The organism is Pseudomonas sp. R4-35-07 (genome assembly GCF_003852235.1).
Lineage (GTDB): Bacteria > Pseudomonadota > Gammaproteobacteria > Pseudomonadales > Pseudomonadaceae > Aquipseudomonas.
On record NZ_CP027732.1, the window covers coordinates 4,632,095 to 4,650,487 of the forward strand.

Annotated in this window: 15 protein-coding genes and 2 pseudogenes; 10 read left to right on the forward strand and 7 right to left on the reverse strand. The window is 61.5% G+C overall.

Annotated features, from left to right (window positions below; genetic code table 11):
• Positions 1-108: 108 nt before the first annotated feature.
• Positions 109-864: a hypothetical protein gene (locus tag C4J89_RS21130; RefSeq protein WP_124415498.1), complete on the reverse strand. Its 756-nt coding sequence runs from the start codon at positions 862-864 to the stop codon at positions 109-111.
• Positions 865-1,055: 191 nt separating this feature from the next.
• Between C4J89_RS21130 and C4J89_RS21135 the strand changes: the two genes are divergently transcribed.
• Positions 1,056-1,691, forward strand: a complete 636-nt coding sequence (locus C4J89_RS21135; RefSeq protein ID WP_124415499.1) for a flavin reductase family protein — start codon at positions 1,056-1,058, stop codon at positions 1,689-1,691.
• Positions 1,692-1,812: 121 nt separating this feature from the next.
• On the opposite strand, the gene C4J89_RS21140 is transcribed toward C4J89_RS21135, so the two are convergent.
• Positions 1,813-2,058: a hypothetical protein gene (locus C4J89_RS21140; RefSeq protein ID WP_124415500.1), complete on the reverse strand. Its 246-nt coding sequence runs from the start codon at positions 2,056-2,058 to the stop codon at positions 1,813-1,815.
• A gap of 43 nt (positions 2,059-2,101) precedes the next feature.
• Positions 2,102-2,443 (reverse strand): antibiotic biosynthesis monooxygenase family protein, encoded by a 342-nt coding sequence (locus C4J89_RS21145; RefSeq protein WP_124364218.1) that lies wholly within the window; start codon positions 2,441-2,443, stop codon positions 2,102-2,104.
• A 328-nt stretch (positions 2,444-2,771) separates the two neighbouring features.
• Here C4J89_RS21145 and C4J89_RS21150 point away from each other — a divergent pair, with 328 nt between their 5' ends.
• Complete coding sequence (locus tag C4J89_RS21150; protein WP_124364219.1) at positions 2,772-3,701, forward strand: AraC family transcriptional regulator; 930 nt, start codon at positions 2,772-2,774, stop codon at positions 3,699-3,701.
• A gap of 122 nt (positions 3,702-3,823) precedes the next feature.
• Here C4J89_RS21150 and C4J89_RS21155 read toward each other — a convergent pair whose 3' ends face one another.
• The 4 genes from C4J89_RS21155 to edd form a co-directional block, all read right to left on the reverse strand.
• On the reverse strand, positions 3,824-5,293 hold the full coding sequence (locus C4J89_RS21155; RefSeq protein WP_124364220.1) for an ATP-binding protein: 1,470 nt from the start codon (positions 5,291-5,293) through the stop codon (positions 3,824-3,826).
• Positions 5,283-6,017 carry a response regulator gene (locus C4J89_RS21160; protein ID WP_124364221.1) on the reverse strand — a complete coding sequence of 245 codons (735 nt, stop codon included), beginning with the start codon at positions 6,015-6,017 and terminating at the stop codon, positions 5,283-5,285. Before C4J89_RS21160 ends, C4J89_RS21155 begins: the two co-directional genes overlap by 11 nt.
• Before the next feature lie 126 nt (positions 6,018-6,143).
• Positions 6,144-7,100, reverse strand: coding sequence for a glucokinase (locus C4J89_RS21165; protein ID WP_124364222.1), 957 nt, complete (start codon positions 7,098-7,100; stop codon positions 6,144-6,146).
• On the reverse strand, positions 7,097-8,923 hold the full coding sequence (gene edd, locus C4J89_RS21170; RefSeq protein ID WP_124415501.1) for a phosphogluconate dehydratase: 1,827 nt from the start codon (positions 8,921-8,923) through the stop codon (positions 7,097-7,099). Before edd ends, C4J89_RS21165 begins: the two co-directional genes overlap by 4 nt.
• 220 nt (positions 8,924-9,143) lie before the next feature.
• Between edd and gap the strand changes: the two genes are divergently transcribed.
• The 8 genes and pseudogenes from gap to C4J89_RS27535 form a co-directional block, all read left to right on the forward strand.
• Complete coding sequence (gene gap / locus C4J89_RS21175; RefSeq protein ID WP_124364224.1) at positions 9,144-10,145, forward strand: type I glyceraldehyde-3-phosphate dehydrogenase; 1,002 nt, start codon at positions 9,144-9,146, stop codon at positions 10,143-10,145.
• A gap of 187 nt (positions 10,146-10,332) precedes the next feature.
• Positions 10,333-10,851: an RNA polymerase sigma factor gene (locus C4J89_RS21180; protein ID WP_124415502.1), complete on the forward strand. Its 519-nt coding sequence runs from the start codon at positions 10,333-10,335 to the stop codon at positions 10,849-10,851.
• 75 nt (positions 10,852-10,926) lie between these two features.
• Positions 10,927-11,895 (forward strand): FecR domain-containing protein, encoded by a 969-nt coding sequence (locus C4J89_RS21185; protein WP_124415503.1) that lies wholly within the window; start codon positions 10,927-10,929, stop codon positions 11,893-11,895.
• Between the two features lie 116 nt (positions 11,896-12,011).
• Entirely contained in the window at positions 12,012-14,576 is a 2,565-nt protein-coding gene (locus tag C4J89_RS21190; RefSeq protein ID WP_124415504.1) for a TonB-dependent receptor, read from the forward strand.
• A 137-nt stretch (positions 14,577-14,713) separates the two neighbouring features.
• Positions 14,714-15,322 carry a biliverdin-producing heme oxygenase gene (locus tag C4J89_RS21195; RefSeq protein ID WP_124415505.1) on the forward strand — a complete coding sequence of 203 codons (609 nt, stop codon included), beginning with the start codon at positions 14,714-14,716 and terminating at the stop codon, positions 15,320-15,322.
• 175 nt (positions 15,323-15,497) lie between these two features.
• A complete protein-coding gene (locus tag C4J89_RS21200) occupies positions 15,498-15,899 on the forward strand; it encodes a YbaN family protein (protein WP_124405170.1) in 402 nt (133 codons plus the stop codon).
• Between the two features lie 273 nt (positions 15,900-16,172).
• Positions 16,173-17,264, forward strand: a pseudogene (locus C4J89_RS27530) (cache domain-containing protein); the annotation flags it as partial.
• 375 nt (positions 17,265-17,639) lie between these two features.
• Positions 17,640-18,170 (forward strand): annotated as a pseudogene (locus C4J89_RS27535) (methyl-accepting chemotaxis protein); the annotation flags it as partial.
• Positions 18,171-18,393 lie beyond the last annotated feature (223 nt).

The following is an 18,393-nucleotide window of genomic DNA, read 5'->3' on the forward strand; positions in this document are numbered from 1 at the left end:
GGGAGGGGGCTTGCTCCCGATAGCGGTGTGTCAGTCAGCTAGTGTGTAGCTGATACACCGTCATCGGGGGCAAGCCCCCTCCCACATTAGTTTGTGTTGTTTGTTCAATCAGGAAAGCTCTGCGACCTCGCGTTGCCCATAGCGCCGCTGCGCATACGACGCGCCGGCAATCATCACCACCAGCACCGCTGCCAACACCGCCGACGAACCAATGGTGCCAAAATCCAACCCGCCCTTTTCATGGGGTTTGGTCAGGAAGTCGCCCAGCGTCGCGCCAAACGGCCGGGTCAGCACGAACGCCACCCAGAACAACAGCACCGACGAGATCCGGGTGAAGTACTTCAGCGCCACCACCACAGCGATGGTCGAGCCGATCAACAGCGCACCGCCGGCAAAGCCGAGCCCCGAATCGTCCGCCAGGAAATCGCCCAATGCCGTGCCCAAGGTGTTGGAGAACAGGATCGCCATCCAGTAAAACAACTCGCCCCGGAAGGTCTGCACCTTGTTCACGTTCAGTGAATCACCGCTGAGGTGCCACATCGCGAAGATGATCATCAAGATCACGATCAGGATCATCGACCCTGTGGCGTATCCCAGGCCGAGGGTGCGGTCCATGAAGTCCGACATCGTGGTGCCGGCTGTGCTGGTGGACAGGATCACGATCCAGTAGAGCACCGGGTTGTAGGTTTTCGACCAGAGTTGCGTCACCAGGGTGACCAGGAACACGCTGATCAGGATCATCGAGCTGATGGCGTACCCGACATTCAGCGTCATCGACAGCAAATCCCCGGCGGTTTCGCCCAGGGTGGTTGCGCAGATTTTCATGACCCAGAACGCCAGGGTGATCTGAGGAAGTTTATTCATAGGTGGGAAGGCTCCGAAGCTCAGTCATTCAATGGCCGACTTATAGGGGTGTCGACCTGGCGCGCAGACTGAACGGGGAGCTGTGAAAAATAGGTGGGCGAGGAATGAAAATTCCATATTGTCGATGGAAATTGGCCGTCATGGATTGCACTATGGCTGCCTCCCAGATCCCGCAGCAGGAACCCCGGCCCATGTCCGACGATATCCATTTCTACGAACCCGCCAACGGCCACGGCCTGCCCCATGACCCGTTCAATGCCATCGTCGGCCCACGCCCGATCGGCTGGATCTCATCCCACGACCGCGAGGGCCGCCTTAACCTGGCGCCCTACAGTTTCTTCAATGCGTTCAACTACATTCCGCCGATCATTGGATTTTCCAGCGTGGGGCGCAAAGACAGCCTGAACAATATCGAGCAGACCGGCGAGTTTGTGTGGAACCTAGCGACCCGCCCACTGGCCGAGCAGATGAACCAGAGTTGCGCAGCCGTTTCGCCAGAGGTGAATGAATTCGAGTTGTCCGGCCTGACGCCGGTGGCGTCGAAAGTCGTCGGCGTACCGCGAGTGGGCGAGAGCCCGGTGTCGTTCGAATGCAAGGTGACGCAGATTATCCAGCTGCAACGCGCCGACCAGCAGCTGGTACCCAGCTGGCTGGTGCTGGGCGAAGTGGTCGCGGTGCACATCGCCAAATGGCTGCTCAAGGACGGGATCTACGACACCGCCGCCGCCGAGCCGATTTTACGCGGTGGCGGCCCGGCGGATTATTTCCAGCTGGGGCCGGAGGCGCTGTTCAAGATGTACCGCCCAGGCGCCAAAAAGCCTGACTGAAACACAGTCAACCTGTGGGAGGGGGCTTGCTCCCGATTGCGGTGTGTCAGTCAACTAATGTGTAGCTGATACACCGCTATCGGGAGCAAGCCCCCTCCCACATTTGGATCGTCGGTGGCCTTTAGTTGGAGGCAGTTGCCCAGGCAAGTTGACCCTCTGCATCCACGTCGACCAGGCATTCAAGCCGCGCCGCCGCCGCTTCATCGGCGTCGGAAGCCGTCTTGAACGTCTGCCCATCGAGAATCTTGTGAAAGCGCGGTGCACCCATGCCATCCAGTGCCTTGACGGCGATGGCGGCACTGTAGCCGCCCTCTCCCGGTACTACGGCGGAAACGGCTTCGTGGTGGGCAAATTGTTTACGTGCCATGTTTGAACGTCCTGGCCAATGAAAAGTCGGCCATTCTAACGCTCTAGCCGGCCAGTTGCAGGTACTCGCCGTAGGCTTTGACGGCGGATGCATCGGTGAAGGTCTGGAAGTCCATGCTGCGCACGACCATGTCGTTCAGCAACTCGGTGAAGATCATCAGGGCCGGAGAATTGAAGTAGGCGCTCATCGCCTGCTCGCTGCTCCAGAAGCCCGAAATCAGCCATACATCGGGATCGGTCTGGGAATGCTGCACGGTAAATTGCAGGCAACCCTGAGCCTGTCGGCCCGGTTCGATCAAGCTGCTCAAGCGTGCACCGAGTTCGGTGCTGCACCCGGTACGGGCACGGACAAAGGCCATATGGCTCGCGGGAATGGGGGTGGACATGTTCGACTCTCCCGTTGAGAAGTGATGCTCGGCAAGCACTGTGAGGGCGTGTTGCCACAGGATCAAAGATAGCGGCGCCGGTGTGGGCACGGTTAGTCAATTCCTGCCGGCTTATTGCACAATCCTGCGAGAAGCGTAGGCATGACGTTCCAGCGCTGGATTTATTCCAGGCCCGAACGGCATGTTTCAGGGAGATGACAGCCGCCTTGCTTGCCTGATTCACGATAAGCCGCAGGATCAGGCAAGGATTGTGCAGAATCGACGTAACACTTTTTGAATACCCACCACTAAGCTGAGCACCATTCAACCAGTGTGTAGAGGACGCCCCATGTCGTCGCCCGACCTCAAGCCCATGCCCCTCGATGCCGAGATGGAAAAGCAGCGTGCCGAACTGGCCAGCATTGTGCACCGCCATACCTGGGAAGATGGCTCCTACGGCACGGCGATCACTTCGCTGTACCTGAACCGCCACAACACGCCGCGTGACTTCATGCCGGTGCTGGTGGAGCCGGCACTGTGCATCCTCGCCAGTGGCAGCAAGGAAGTGCGCCTGGCCGACGAAATCTTTGCCTACGACCCGCTCAATTATTTGGTGTTCTCGGTCGCCATGCCGGTGGCCGGGCGAATTATCGACGCCACCCCCGAAGACCCCAACCTGTCGGTGCGCATCAATATCGACCCGGCCCAGCTCACCGCACTGATCGCCGAAGCCGGCCCGATGGGTGTGCCGTCGCGTCCAACTTCCCGAGGCATGTACGTCGACCGCATCGACCATCAGTTGCTTGATGCAGTGCTACGCCTGACCCGCCTGCTGGATACGCCCAAAGATATCGCGATGCTTGCCCCGCTGATCAACCGCGAAATTCTCTACCGCTTGTTGCGCGGGCCCCAAGGCTATCGCCTGTATGAAATTGCCGTGGCCAACAGCCAGAGCCACCGGGTGAGCCAGGCGATCAAGTGGTTGAACGGCAACTACGAACAGCCGCTGCGCATCGATGACCTGGCCAGGGAAGTGAACCTGAGCGTCTCGACCCTGCACCACCGCTTCAAGGCGATCACCGCCATGAGCCCGCTGCAATACCAGAAACAACTGCGCTTGCAGGAAGCTCGGCGGCTGATGATTGCCGAAGGGTTGGAGGCCTCGGCTGCGGGGTATCGGGTGGGGTATGAAAGCCCGTCGCAGTTCAGCCGGGAGTACAGCCGGTTGTTTGGCGCGCCGCCGTTAAGAGACTTGGCCAGACTGCGTCAAAGCATCTGACCTGACACAGACAAAATGTGGGAGGGGGCTTGCTCCCGATAGCGGTGGGTCAGTCAGCTGATGTGTAGCTGATAGACCGCCATCGGGAGCAAGCCCCCTCCCACATTTGGTCCTGCGTGTATTCAGTCTAATCCGCGCGGTAGCTGGAGGGTCACCCGCAACCCACCCTCGCGCAAATTCTGCAAACTCACCTCACCGCCATGGCTATGGGCGATATTGCGTGCAATCCCCAACCCCAGCCCATAGCCCTGCTGCTGCCCGGCCAGGCGAAAGTGCGGTTCGAACACCTGCTCCAACCGCTGTTCCGGCACGCCGGGGCCTTCGTCGTCCACATGCAGGATGAACTCGGCGCCATCGTCCTCGATGTGCAAATGCGCGTTCTGCCCGTATTTCAGCGCATTGTCGATCAGGTTGCCGATGCAGCGCTTGAGCGCCAGCGGCTTGCCCGGATAGGTGGTCAGGGCCTGCCCATGCTGGGTCACCCGCCCATTGCCGTTGGGCGCGAGGTAAGGCTCCACCAGGCATTCGAGCACGTGGTTGAGGTCCACCGGCTGGATGTTCTCGTGGATATCGGTGTCTTTCACGCATTGCAACGCGCCTTTGACCAGCAATTCCAACTCATCCAGGTCGCGGCCGAATTTGGCTTGCAGGTTCTCGTCTTCGAGCAATTCCACGCGCAGGCGCAGGCGTGTGATGGGTGTGCGCAAGTCATGGGAAATCGCGCTGAACAGCTGGCTGCGCTCAGTCAGGTAACGGCTGATGCGCTCACGCATGGCATTGAACGCACGGCCGACTTCCACCACTTCACTGCCGCCGCCTTCGGCCACCGGCTCTACATCCGCTCCCAGGGACATGTCCCGCGCCGCCCGCGCCAGGCGCTTGAGCGGGCGGCTCTGCCAATGCACCAGCAAGCCGATGAACAGCAGCAGGAAACCGCTGGTCAACACGATAAACCACACCTGCTGGGCTGGCAGGCCTTGTTCTTCAAGGCTGGTGTAGGGTTCGGGCAGCAGCGAGGCGATGTATAACCACTCACCGGGAGCGAGCTGGATCTGGGTGACGAGCACCGGCGGGTTGACCGGCTCCAGGGTCAACGCGTAGTGAGCCCAGGAGCGCGGCAGTTCGTCGAGCTTGAGCCCGGCGTTGAAAATGCGCAGGTCTTCGGCGCTGACGAACTCCACCGAAATATGCACATCGGCGCCGAGGGTCTGGCGCAGCACGTCGTCCACGGCCACCAGCACCGCCTGCTTGCGCGGGGTTTCGGGCAAGACCTGCATATCCAGCGGGCGATCATTGAGGGTCACCACAAAACGCGTGCCGCCCATGCTGCGCAACTGGTCGAGCACCAGCGGGCGATAGGCCACCGGTAATGAACGAAAATAACTCACGCTGGCGGTCATCGAATGCGCCAGGCTACGGGCAGCCGTCACCAGGCCTTCGAGCTGGGTAGCGCGCAGTTGCGACACCCAGATTACGCTGGATAACGCCTGGGCAAACAGCACCGCCAACAGGGTCAGCAGTAACATCCGCCCCAGCAGCGAACGCGGTACCGGGATCCGCCGGCGTAGTTCACGCAGGCGTTCAGTGGGCATTGCCGGCAACCACGCTGGCTGCCAGTTGATAGCCGCTGCCGCGCACGGTGCGGATCAGCCGGGGTGGTTTTTCGGTATCGCGCAGGCGCTGGCGCAGGCGGCTGACAGCCATGTCGACAATGCGGTCCAGCGGCATCAGGTCGCGGCCCCGGGTAGCGTTGCCGATGGTGTCGCGGTCGAGGATCTGTTGCGGATGGTCGAGAAACAACTTGAGCAAGGCAAAGTCGGCGCCGGAGAGGATCACCTCTTCGCCGTCCACATGAAACAGGCGATGGCTGATCATATCCAGGCGCCATTCATCGAACACCAACACCTCGCCGCCACTGCTGCGCTCCTGGCCGAACTGGCAGCGTCGCAGCAGCGCCTTGATCCGCGCCTGCAGCTCGCGGGGGCTGAACGGCTTGCCGATATAGTCATCGGCGCCCAGTTCCAGGCCGATCACGCGGTCGGCTTCGTCGGAACTGGCGGTGAGCATGATGATCGGCACCTGCGCCTGGCGCGGATGCTGGCGGATCCAGCGGCAGAGGCTGAAACCGTCTTCATCGGGCAACATCACATCCAGGATGACCAAGTCGCACGGCGCCTCGTTCATCGCCTGGCGGAACCCCGCGCCATCGGCCACGCCACGGACCTGGAAGCCGGCGCGACTGAGGTAGGTTTGCAGCAATTCGCGGATTTCCTGGTCGTCGTCGACGAGGAGAATCGATTTACTGATTACGCTCACGGGGTCCTCCTTGTTGTTATGAGGTGCTCTTGATGGCCTCATCGGGGGCAAGCCCCCTCCCACACCTTGAATTGTGAACGCCTTCAAATGTGGGAGGGGGCTTGCCCCCGATGAGGCCGTCACAGCCTAAGCAAATGCCTGCTCAAGCGCCACACCCGCGCCGGTCAACCCGGAATACGGCGCGGTCACCAGCCACACCGGGATGCCCTTGAAGTAGTCACTCATGCAGCCTTTGTCGGCAAAGCTCCTGGCAAAACCGCTGCGGATAAAAAAGTCGGCAAACCTCGGTATCACCCCGCCCACGATATACACACCGCCACGCCCGCCCGTGGTCAGCACATTGTTGCCGGCCACTCGGCCCAGCCAGATGCAGAACTGGTCGAGCACTTCCAGCGCCACCGGATCGCCCGCCAACCCCGCCGCCGTGATGGCCTCGGGCGTGTGCAGTACCGGTGTGTGCCCGTCCACCGCACAGATCGCCCGGTACAGGCGCGGCAAACCGCCCCCGCTCAACGCGGTTTCAGCGCTGACATGGCCGATCTCGCTGTAGATGTGTTGCCACAACTGGGTTTCACGCGGGCTGCTCAGGGGCAGGTCGACATGGCCGCCCTCCCCCGGCAACGCCGCCCAACGGCCTGCGCCGAGGTCCAGCAAGGTACCGACCCCCAGCCCGGTGCCCGGGCCGATCACCACGGCCGGGCGCAACGGCTCCGGAGTACCCTCGCACACCACGCGAAATTCATCGGGCTGCAGGCGAGTCATGCCCAGGGCCATGGCCGAGAAATCGTTGACCAGCAGCAATTCGTCCACCTGCAACGCCTGGCAGAAAGCCGTCTTGCTCAGGCGCCAGTGATTGTTGGTGAACTTGAATTCATCGCCGCTCACCGGGCCGGCCACCGACAGGCACACCGCACCAATGTCACCCAGCACCAGGCCTACCTCCTTGAGATAGACCTTGATGGCCTCCTCAGGGCTTGCGTGATCCACCGTGGCCTGCACGCGGATCGAATGCAGTGCCTGATCCCGCCACAACGCAAAACGGGCGTTGGTACCCCCGATGTCACCGACCAGCGCTAACTTCACTTAAGCGTCTCCAAGGCACAGGTAAAGGCGCTGGCGCCTTGCTCTGCGGAGCTTGCGGCCAAGCGCATGAATGCAAACAACTCGCGACCGGCGCCCACGTTATTGCCCAGCAGGCCCGTGGCCGGCGTGCGCGCGGCAAATTCTTCGGCGTCCACCTTAAGCTCCAGGGTGCCGGTAACGCCATCGACGCGAATGATATCGCCATCCTGGACCCGCGCCAGCGGCCCGCCGCTCTGGGCTTCGGGATTGACGTGGATCGCGGCGGGAATCTTACCCGAGGCGCCGGACATACGCCCGTCTGTCACCAGGGCGACTTTGAACCCACGGTCCTGCAACACGCCAAGGAACGGCGTCATCTTGTGCAATTCGGGCATGCCGTTGGAGCGCGGGCCCTGGAAGCGCATCACCGCGACAAAGTCTTTTTCCAGCTGGCCCGCCTTGAAGGCGTCAGCCAGGTCCTGTTGGTCCTGGAACACCACCGCCGGCGCTTCGACCACTTGGTGCTCGGGCGCTACTGCCGAAACTTTCATCACGCCACGGCCGAGGTTGCCTTCCATCACCCGCAGGCCGCCTTCGGGCGAAAACGCACGGGCCACGGGGCGCAGGATGGTTTCATCGAGGCTTTCGATGGGGCCTTCGCGCCAGATCAGTTCGCCGTCGACCAGGAACGGTTCCTGGGTGTAACGGCTCAAGCCCTTGCCCGCCACGGTGTTGACGTCTTCGTGCAGCAGGCCGGCTTCGAGCAGTTCGCGGATCAGGAACGACATGCCGCCCGCCGCCTGGAAGTGGTTGATGTCAGCCTTGCCGTTCGGGTACACGTGCGACAGGGTCGGCACCACTTCGGAGAGGTCGGCCATGTCCTGCCAGGTCAGGATAATGCCCGCCGACATGGCGATGGCCGGCATGTGCAGGGTGTGGTTGGTGGACCCGCCCGTGGCGTTGAGGGCGACGATGGAATTGACGAGTGACTTCTCGTCGACGATCTCGCCGATCGGCGTGAAGTTGCCGTTGGCCTTGGTCAGGCGTGTGACCTGGTGTGCGGCCTCGCGGGTGAGTGCATCGCGCAGCGGTGTATACGGATTGACGAACGAGGCGCCCGGCAGGTGCAGGCCCATCACTTCCATCAACAGCTGGTTGGTATTGGCGGTGCCGTAGAAGGTGCAGGTGCCGGGGCTGTGGTAGGACTTCATTTCCGATTCCAGCAGCTCTTCGCGGGTGGCCTTGCCTTCGGCGTAGCGCTGGCGCACATCAGCTTTCTGCTTGTTGGAGATGCCCGACGGCATCGGCCCGCCGGGCACGAAGATCATCGGCAGGTGGCCGTAGCGCAGCGCGCCCATCATCAGGCCGGGGACGATCTTGTCGCAGATGCCCAGCATCAACGCGGCGTCGAACATGTTATGGGACAGCGCGACCGCCGTGGACATGGCGATCACTTCACGGCTGAGCAGGCTCAGCTCCATACCCGGCTCGCCTTGGGTCACGCCATCGCACATGGCGGGCGTGCCGCCGGCGAACTGGCCGACCGAGCCGACTTCGCGCAGGGCTTTCTTGATTTGTTCAGGGAAGTGTTCGTACGGCTGATGCGCCGAGAGCATGTCGTTATATGAAGAAACAATTGCCACGTTGGCGGCATTCATCATGCGCAGACTGTTTTTGTCTTCGGTGCCGCAACCGGCCACGCCGTGGGCGAAGTTGGCGCACTGCAGCTTGCCGCGCATCGGACCGTCGCTGGCTGCGCCGCGAATGAGCGCAAGGTAAGCCTCGCGTGTGGCGCGGCTGCGGGCGATAAGCCGTTCGGTGACCTCAAGGACGCGGGGATGCATGTATAGAACTCCAGGCTAACGGATGTGGCGACCTGAGTGTCTATGCTGATCAAACGCCCGCAGCGCATGGATGGCAGGCAGTCGTTTGGATCATCGGACCAGTTGATTCAGGTCACTCGTTGTAGATTGAACAAAATATTGCCACTAAAAAGGCTTGTTTTCTATTTTTATGCGAATAATCTTGTAATTCTTACAACAAATCGACGATAGGCACTTTCCAATGACTCTACGTATCGCAATCAACGGTTTTGGCCGTATCGGCCGTAATGTTCTGCGCGCACTGTATACCCAAGGCTATCGCCAGGATTTGCAGATCGTCGCCATCAATGATCTGGGCGACAGCTCGATCAATGCCCACCTGCTCAAATATGACACCGTGCATGGCACATTCGAAGCAGAGGTAGCCCACGATCAGGAAAGCCTGACCGTCAATGGCGACCGGATCGCCGTGAGTGCCATTCGCAACCCGGCCGACCTGCCGTGGGCCGCGCACAAGATCGACGTGGTGTTCGAATGCACCGGCCTGTTCACCGATCGTGACAAGGCCGCCGCCCATATTAGCGCCGGTGCGCGCAAGGTGATCATCTCTGCCCCGGCCAAGGGCGCGGATGCGACCGTGGTCTATGGCGTTAACCATGACATTTTGCGTCAATCGCACCAGATCATTTCCAACGCGTCGTGCACCACCAACTGCCTGGCGCCGGTGGCCCAAGTGCTGCACCGCGAACTGGGCATCGAAAGCGGCCTGATGACCACGATTCACGCCTACACCAACGACCAGAACCTCACCGACGTCTACCACACCGACCCGTACCGCGCACGTTCGGCCACCCAGAACATGATCCCGAGCAAGACCGGCGCCGCTGAAGCCGTCGGCCTGGTATTGCCGGAACTGGCGGGCAAGCTGACCGGCATGGCCGTGCGCGTGCCGGTGATCAACGTGTCGCTGGTGGACCTTACGGTGCAGTTGAAAAAAGAAGCCACGGCCGATGAAGTCAACGCGCTGTTGAAGCACGCCAGCCAGCATTCGAAAATCCTCGGCTACAACACCCTGCCGCTGGTTTCCAGTGACTTCAACCATAACCCGCTGTCTTCGATCTTCGATGCCAATCACACCAAGGTGAGCGGCAAGTTGCTTAAAGTGCTGGCTTGGTATGACAACGAGTGGGGCTTCTCGAACCGGATGCTGGATAACTGCCTGGCGCTGTGCAACGCCGAGTAACACGACCTGCTCATTCCCACGCGCTGCGTGGGAATGCAGCGCCGGACGCTCTGCGTCGCGCTCCGGAGGTTGTGACGCGGAGCGTCACAGGATGAATTCCCACGCAAAGCGTGGGAACGATCAAGCCACTTGCCATTTGAGTTGATGATAAGCATTATCATTAACTGCAAATCGGTCTGGTATCACTGTGAGCCAATCTCGCTTCAACCACGTCTTTCTCACCCAACGGGTGATTCTGCTGCGCACGCTGCAACGCATGGTGAATAACCACAGCACCGCCGAGGACCTGTTGCAGGAAACCTACCTGCGCGTGACCCGGGCCCTGAGTGAGCGGTCGATCGACCACCTTGAACCCTTCGTCTACCAGACCGCGCGCAACCTGGCGCTGGATCATTTGCGTGCGCGCAGGATCCAGGCCCGCACCCTGCAGGAAGATGTCCCGCTGGATATCCTGCAAAGCGTTGCCGCCCCGATCAGCACACCCGAAGACGCGACCCAGGCCGAGCAATTGCTCGAGCACCTGAGCGTCAGCCTGGGCCAGTTGAGCGCTCGCCAGCAGCGGATCTTCATCCTCAGCCGCCTGCACGGTTGCAGCTACCAAGAGATCGCCGATCAGCTGCAGGTGTCCTTGAGCACCGTACAAAAGGAACTGAAGTTGATCATGGCCATCTGTGTAGGTGTGGCCGAACGGCTGGATCAGCCTTAAGCTTCACGCCGACAGAAGTGTCGATCCAGGCTGTAGGAAAAATGAACAGAACGTGGCGAAGACCCGAGGAACACCGTGACCGACCCGACTAAACTGCGCCCCCATGCGCTGGCTCATGAGGTGCTGCAAGACACGGCCATGGACCAAGCCCTCGATTGGCTGATCGCCTTGCAGTGCCCGCAACCCGGCCAACAAGCTGCGTTCCAAGCCTGGCTGGCCGAGGACCCCGCGCACGCCCACGCCTTCAGCAAAGCCCAGGCCGCCTGGGGTGGCGCGCCCGTACACAGCGCCGCCGTGGCCCTGGCCGCGCCACGCACGCCGAGCGCCTGGCGCCGGATCAAACCGCATTGGAAACCCCTGGCCACCGCCGCCGTGCTGCTGCTCGGCCTGTTCAGCTTCAGCAACCTGCCGGTACGCCTGCAGGCCGACCACCTCACCGTGGTCGGTGAACGCCAGCGCCTGCAACTGGACGAGGGCGCCAACGTATTGCTGAACACCAATTCGGCGTTTTCCAGCCGCATCAAGGACCACCAGCGCATCGCCCGCCTCTACCAGGGCGAAGCGTTTTTCGACATCGCCCCCAGCCGTGGCCTGCCGCTGGAAATTGACGCCGGCCCGGTGCGCGCCAGCGTGCGCGACACCGCGTTCGCCGTGCGCTATCTCGACGGCGAAGCCCAGGTGCAAGTGCAGCGCGGCGATGTCGACCTGAGCAACACCGTCGACGACGCCCGGGTGCGCCTGAGTGCCGGTGAAAGCATCCGCATCGGCCCCAAGGGCTTCGGCCAGCCGGCCAAGCTGGACGCCGGCAAGGACCTGGCCTGGGTCCAAGGCCGACTGGTGTTCGAAAACTGCCCGATGGGCGAAGTGCTGGCGGAGCTGCGTCGCTATTATCCGGGCTGGATCGTCAACACCAACGAAAGGCTCGCCAGTGTCGCCGTCACCGGTAACTATCGCCTCGACCAACCGCTGGACGTGGTGCGCTCCCTGGCCCACATCACCTCGGCCAAGCTGTCGGAATACCCGGCGCTGGTGATCTTGAACTAAATGAGAATTATTTTTACTCGATGCTGAACGGCGATACGTCTCGTTATAGCCAATGCAACTGATTCCTATTTGGTTCGGTTCGCAACTATAAGATTCGTATCTCCGGAGCGCTCTCGATGTCCTCTCGTTTCAACCGCCGGTCTTGTTCGCCCGTCCTTTCTCTGCTGACCGCCGCCATACTGATGGCCGGCGTGCCGGCAATGGCCGCCACTGCCGCCGAACCCGCACCGCGCAGCCAAGGCACCTACACTTTCAGCATCGAACAGCAGCCCTTGGTGTCGGCGCTGAACGCGTTCACCGGCGTGACCGGCTGGCAAGTCGGCCTGCCGGCTGAGTTGGGCCAGGGTGTGTCGTCCCCTGGCGTGCGCGGAGCGTTGTCGCCGGAGAAAGCGCTGGAGCGGCTGTTGGTGGGGACCAACCTGAGCTATCGCAAGCTGGGCAACAACAACATCGTCCTGGAGAAACGTGCCGCCGGCGGCGCCCTCAACCTGCAGCAGGTAACCATCAGTGCCACCCGTACCGAGCAGGATGTGAACAGCGTACCGAGCATGGTCAGCGTGCACGACCGCCAGGAACTGGACCGCCAGAACGTCAACACCACCCGTGAGCTGGTGCGCTACGAACCGGGCGTGTCGGTGGGCGGCGCCGGTACGCGCTCGGGCAATGCCGGCTATAACATTCGCGGTATCGACGGCGACCGCATTCTTACCCAGGTCGACGGCGTGGAAGTGCCCGACAACTTCTTCAATGGCCCCTACGCCAAGACCCGGCGCAACTACGTCGACCCGGAAATCGTCAAGCGCGTGGAGATCCTGCGCGGGCCCGCCTCGGCCCTGTACGGCAGCAGCGCCATTGGCGGCGCGGTGAGCTATTTCACCCTCGACCCGGATGACATCATCCAGCCCGGCCAGGACGTCGGCGCCCGCCTGAAGACCGGCTACAGCTCCGCCGACGAAAGCTGGCTGACCTCCGCCACCGTCGCCGGCCGTGTGCAGGACGTCGACGGTTTGCTGCACCTGAGCCAGCGCAACGGTCACGAAACCGAAGCCTATGACGGCAACAATGCCACCGGCCTGGCCCGCACCGGCGCCAACCCGGAGGACGCACGCACCACCAACGTGCTGGCCAAACTGGGTTGGAATTATGGCGACGATAACCGCCTGGGCCTGACGTACGAGAAGTACAAGGATGATCGCGACGTCAACCTGAAGAATGCGGTGGGCGGCCCGTTCATCGGTGGCCGTGGTTTCAACCTGTACCGTGACCGTCGCGGCAACGACACCATTACCCGTGAACGTTTCGGCCTGGAAAACAGCTTCGCCCTCGACTCGCCGATGGCCGACCGCATCAAGACCAGCCTCAACTACCAGATCGCCAAGACCGACCAGACCACCGCTGAAATCTATCAGCCGGGCCGTCGCGTATTGCGCACCCGCGACACCCTGTACGAAGAAAAGCAGTGGGTCTTCGACGCGCAACTGGACAAGGCCTTCAGCCTGGGCGACACCGAGCACCATGTGACCTACGGCACCACCCTCAAGCAGCAGAAAGTCACTGGTTCGCGCGAAGGCAGCGCCACCTGCCTGGCGGTCGGCAGCGGCTGCACCGCCATCGGCGCGCCCAGCCCGTCGGCCAGCGACAGCGTGAAGAAATCCAGCGACTTCCCCGACCCGACCATCAACACCTATTCGCTGTTCGCCCAGGACCAGATCAGCTGGAATAAATGGACCTTCCTGCCCGCCGTACGCTACGACTACACCCGGCTCAAGCCCAAGCTGACCGAGGAATTCCTCAGCACCGTAAACCCCACCGGTGAATATGCAGTCGATGGCAAGGACAAAACCTGGCACCGCGTCACGCCCAAGTTCGGCCTGACCTACGCCCTGACCGATCAATACACCTGGTTCGGCCAATACGCCGAAGGTTTCCGCACACCGTCCGCCAAGGCGCTGTACGGCCGCTTCGAAAACCTCAACCTGGGCTACACCGTGGAGCCCAACCCCGACCTCAAGCCGGAAACCAGCAAGGGTATCGAAACCGGGCTTCGCGGCAAGTTCGACGAGGGCTCGTTTGAAATCGCGGTGTTCTATAACAAATACCGCGACTTCATCGACGAAGACAACGCGGTGGTCGGTGGCACCGTCGAGCAGTTCCAGGCGGTGAATATCAAACGCGCCACCATCAAGGGCGCCGAAGCTAAGGGCCGCCTGAACCTGGACGCCTTCGGTGCGCCGCAGGGCCTGTACACCCAGGGAGCGGTGTCCTACGCCCATGGCCGCAACGACGACAACGGCCAGCCGCTCAACAGCGTCAACCCGCTCAAGGGCGTCTTCGGCCTGGGCTACGATCAGGACAGCTACGGCGGCCTGCTGAGCTGGACCCTGGTGAAGAAACAGAATCGCGTCGACAGCAGCACCTTCCACGCCCCGGACGGCGATACCAGCGGCCCGTTCAAGACGCCGGGGTTCGGCATTCTCGACCTGAGCGCCTACTACAAAGTCACCCACGACGTGACCATCAACGGCGGCGTCTACAACCTCACCGACAAGAAGTACTGGAACTGGGATGACGTACGCAGCTACGACAGCGTCGGCGAAGCCGCGGTGACCGGCCCGGCCAACCTCGATCGCCTGACCCAGCCGGGTCGCAACTTCGCGATCAATGTGATCTGGGACATCTGACGCCACCCGCTGCATCTCGCCGCGATGTTCGAGCGGAGAGATGCGGAATTTTTACTGTGCCGCGTCTTCCTGTTCGTCTAGTTGATAACCGCTCTCTTCAGAGCCAGAAAGGCGCTCCCCCTCTCAAGGACTTTTTCATGACCGCTTCTCCTACCGCAGAACGTCCAAGCCTGCGCTCCCAGCGCCTGAACCAGATCACCCACGCGCCACACACCAGGCTCGACGCGTTGGTGAAGGCCCACGCGCCGTTTGCAACCCAGGCCAACTTTGCCCGCTTCGTGGTGGCGCAATACCTGTTCCAATCGGAGTTGGTGGCGCTGTACAACGATGCCGAACTGAACCGGATCATCCCCAACCTGGCCGAACGCTGCCGCGCAGACGCCGCCAGACTCGACCTGGGCGACCTCGACACCGACGTGCCGGCCCCGGTTGCCGGGGCCGTGAACAACCCGAGTGTGGCCCAAGCCCTGGGCTGGCTGTTCGTCTCCGAAGGCTCCAAACTGGGCGCTGCCTTCCTGATCAAACGTGCCGTGGGCCTGGGCCTGAGCGAAACCTTCGGCGCCCGTCACCTGGGCGAGCCGGCGGGCGGCCGTGTCGAAGGCTGGAAAAGCTTCACTCGCACCCTCGATGCAATGCTATTGAGCGCCGAGGAAGAAGCCGCCATGGATAAAGGCGCAATCGATGCGTTTGTACGCTTCACCGTCTTGCTGGAACAGGCGTACGCTAGCGCCCCTGAACTGGCCTGATTGCGACTTGATCCTGAATTGAAATGCAATCAACTGTGGGAGGGGGCTTGCTCCCGATGGCGGCGTATCAGTCGACGCATTCAGTGACTGACACGCCCTCATCGGGAGCAAGCCCCCTCCCACACTTTGACCCTATTTCAAGCTGATTTCTTGTGACCTCCTGATTGCACACACCATGACCGGCAAAACCCAATCCACCTCGAAAATCGCGCAGATCCTCTACGGCCTGCTGGCCTACGTCAGCCTGGGGATCGGCTTGGTGGCGATTGTCATACCGGGTTTGCCCACCACCGAATTCATCCTGCTTGCCGCCTGGGCCGCGACCAAAAGCTCGCCACGCCTCAGCGCCTGGCTGGAAAACCACCGCCTGTTCGGGCCGATCCTGTTCAACTGGCGCAATGGCAAGATCATCGCGCGCCGGGCCAAAGTCAGCGCCACCGTCAGCATGTTGCTGTGCGCCGCCCTGATGCTGGTAATGCTTGATCATGGCTGGCCGATCTACCTGGCAATCGCCGGCATGAGCCTGGGCAACCTGTGGATCTGGTCGCGCCCCGAACGGCTTGCACGGCCCGTATAACGTGTGTGTAGGGGTTTTCCTACCGCTCATCGCCTGTCACTCATGAATTGATTTGTTACGCCGATGTTTCAGACATGGCGCCGAATGGACTTGGCTCTGCGCATCTCAACAAGTCCATTCGTGAGTGAACCTATGTTCGACACCCTCTCTATCCGCTTGAAAATCGTGCTGCTGTCCGGCCTCTGCCTGTTAGGGGTGATCGCACTGGTGGTCGGCATCAACATCTACAACACCAACCAGAACGATCAATTGGTCAGTGACTCAAGCTCACGAATGCTGACTGCCAGCGTAGAACAGCTGCTGCAAGCCAAGGCGGCCGAACAGGCCGTGCAGTTGCAGAAAACCTTCAACGAAAACCTGCTAGTGGTCACCGCTCTCGCCGATCAAGTCAAAGACCTGCGCACCCTGGGGGCCAAGCGCTCGCTGGACGCGGGTGCCTTGCGCGAAGACATCAACCAGAGCGTAAAAACCGCTTTTGAGCGTAACACCAAGGTGCTGGGCATCTGGCTGTCGTTCGAACCCAACGGACTGGATGGCAAGGACAGCGAGTTCGTCGACGACAAAGCACGCGTCTCCAACGAAAAAGGCCGCTTCTCCAGCTACTGGAGCCGGGCCGGCGGCGCCAGCCTGAACACGATCATGGTTGAAGATGACCTGACGAAAACCAGCCTCAACCTCAGCGGCACGCCCTACAACATTTGGTACACCTGCCCACGGGACACTCGCACTACGTGCCTGTTGGACCCCTACGAAGACACGGTGGCCGGCAAACCCGTGCTGATGACCACCATCTCCCTGCCCTTGATCGTGGATGGCAAGGTTATCGGCGTCGTCGGTGTCGATATCGCCCTCAACGCCCTGCAAGCGGTCACCGACGCGGCGCAGAAAGACCTGTTCAACGGCGCGGCGCACTTGGAGGTGCTGTCCAGCACCGGCCTGATCGCGGCCTACAGCGGTGAACCGGCCAGAGTGGGCAAGAACCTGATCGACACGCTTGGCGCCGAAGGCAAGGAGATCGTACAGTTGCTCGCCAGCGACCGCCCCATGATCCGCGAGCAGGACGAGACCATTCGCGCCGTGTACCCCGTCAAGCCGATACCCGACGCCAAATCCTGGGGCGTGGTGATCAAACTGCCCAAAGCGGTGATGCTGGCCGATAACGTGAAGCTGCAAGGTGTGCTTGATGACGCACAAGCCACAGGCACCCTCAAGGCCTTGCTGGTAGCGGCTGCGGCCGGCCTGGTAGGCCTGCTGCTGATCTGGCTGACGGCCACTGGCGTGACCCGCCCGATCAACAGCGTGGCGGCCATGCTCAAAGACATCGCCAGCGGCGACGGCGACCTCACCCAGCGCCTGGCCTACAGCAAAAAAGACGAACTGGGCGAGCTGGTGAACTGGTTCAACCGCTTCCTCGACAAGCTGCAACCAACTATCGCGCAGATCAAGCAAAGCATCACCGAAGCGCGCGGCACTGCCGATCAGTCCTCGGCCATTGCGCGCCAGACCAGCGAAGGCATGCAGGTGCAATTTCGCGAAATCGACCAGGTGGCCACCGCGTCCAATGAGATGAGCGCCACCGCCCATGACGTCGCCAACAGCGCCTCCAATGCCGCCAGCGCGGCACGCGGCGCGGATCAGTCGGCACGCGAAGGCATGTCGATCATCGAACAAAGCACCCGCGATATCACCACGCTTGCCGAAGAAGTCAGCAAGGCCGTCGGCGAAGTCGAGGCGTTGGCCGTCAACAGCGAACAGATCGGTTCAGTCCTGGAAGTGATCCGCAGCATTGCCGAACAGACCAACCTGCTGGCGTTGAACGCGGCGATCGAAGCGGCGCGCGCCGGGGAAAGCGGACGTGGTTTTGCGGTGGTGGCCGATGAGGTGCGTAACCTGGCCAAGCGCACCCAGGATTCGGTCGAGGAAATTCGCGTGGTGATCGAACGTATCCAGAGCGGCACCCGTGGCGTGGTGGCGACCATGCATTCGAGCCAGCATCAGGCCCAAAGCAATGCCGGGCAGATCCATCAGGCCGTGCAGGCCCTGGGCAAAATCAGCGACGCGGTGACGGTGATCAGCGACATGAACCTGCAAATCGCCAGCGCCGCCGAACAGCAGAGCGCGGTGGCTGAAGAGGTCAATCGCAACGTCTCCGCGATCCGAACCGTCACCGAAACCCTCACCGGCCAAGCCACCGAATCGGCAGCCATCAGCAGCCAGCTCAATGCTTTGGCCAGCCAGCAAATGAAGTTGATGGATCAGTTCAAGGTTTAAGAAACAACACACATCAATGTGGGAGGGGGCTTGCCCACGATGACAGAGTGTCAGTCAAATTGTTTGTAACTGACACCCCGCCATCGGGGGCAAGCCCCCTCCCACATTTGGACCGAGTACCGCTTGGGGCATCCGGTCAGCCAGCAAATGAGGTTGATGGATCAGCCTGATATCCAGACAACACCACAGACCCACTGTGGGAGGGGGCTTGCTCCCGATGACG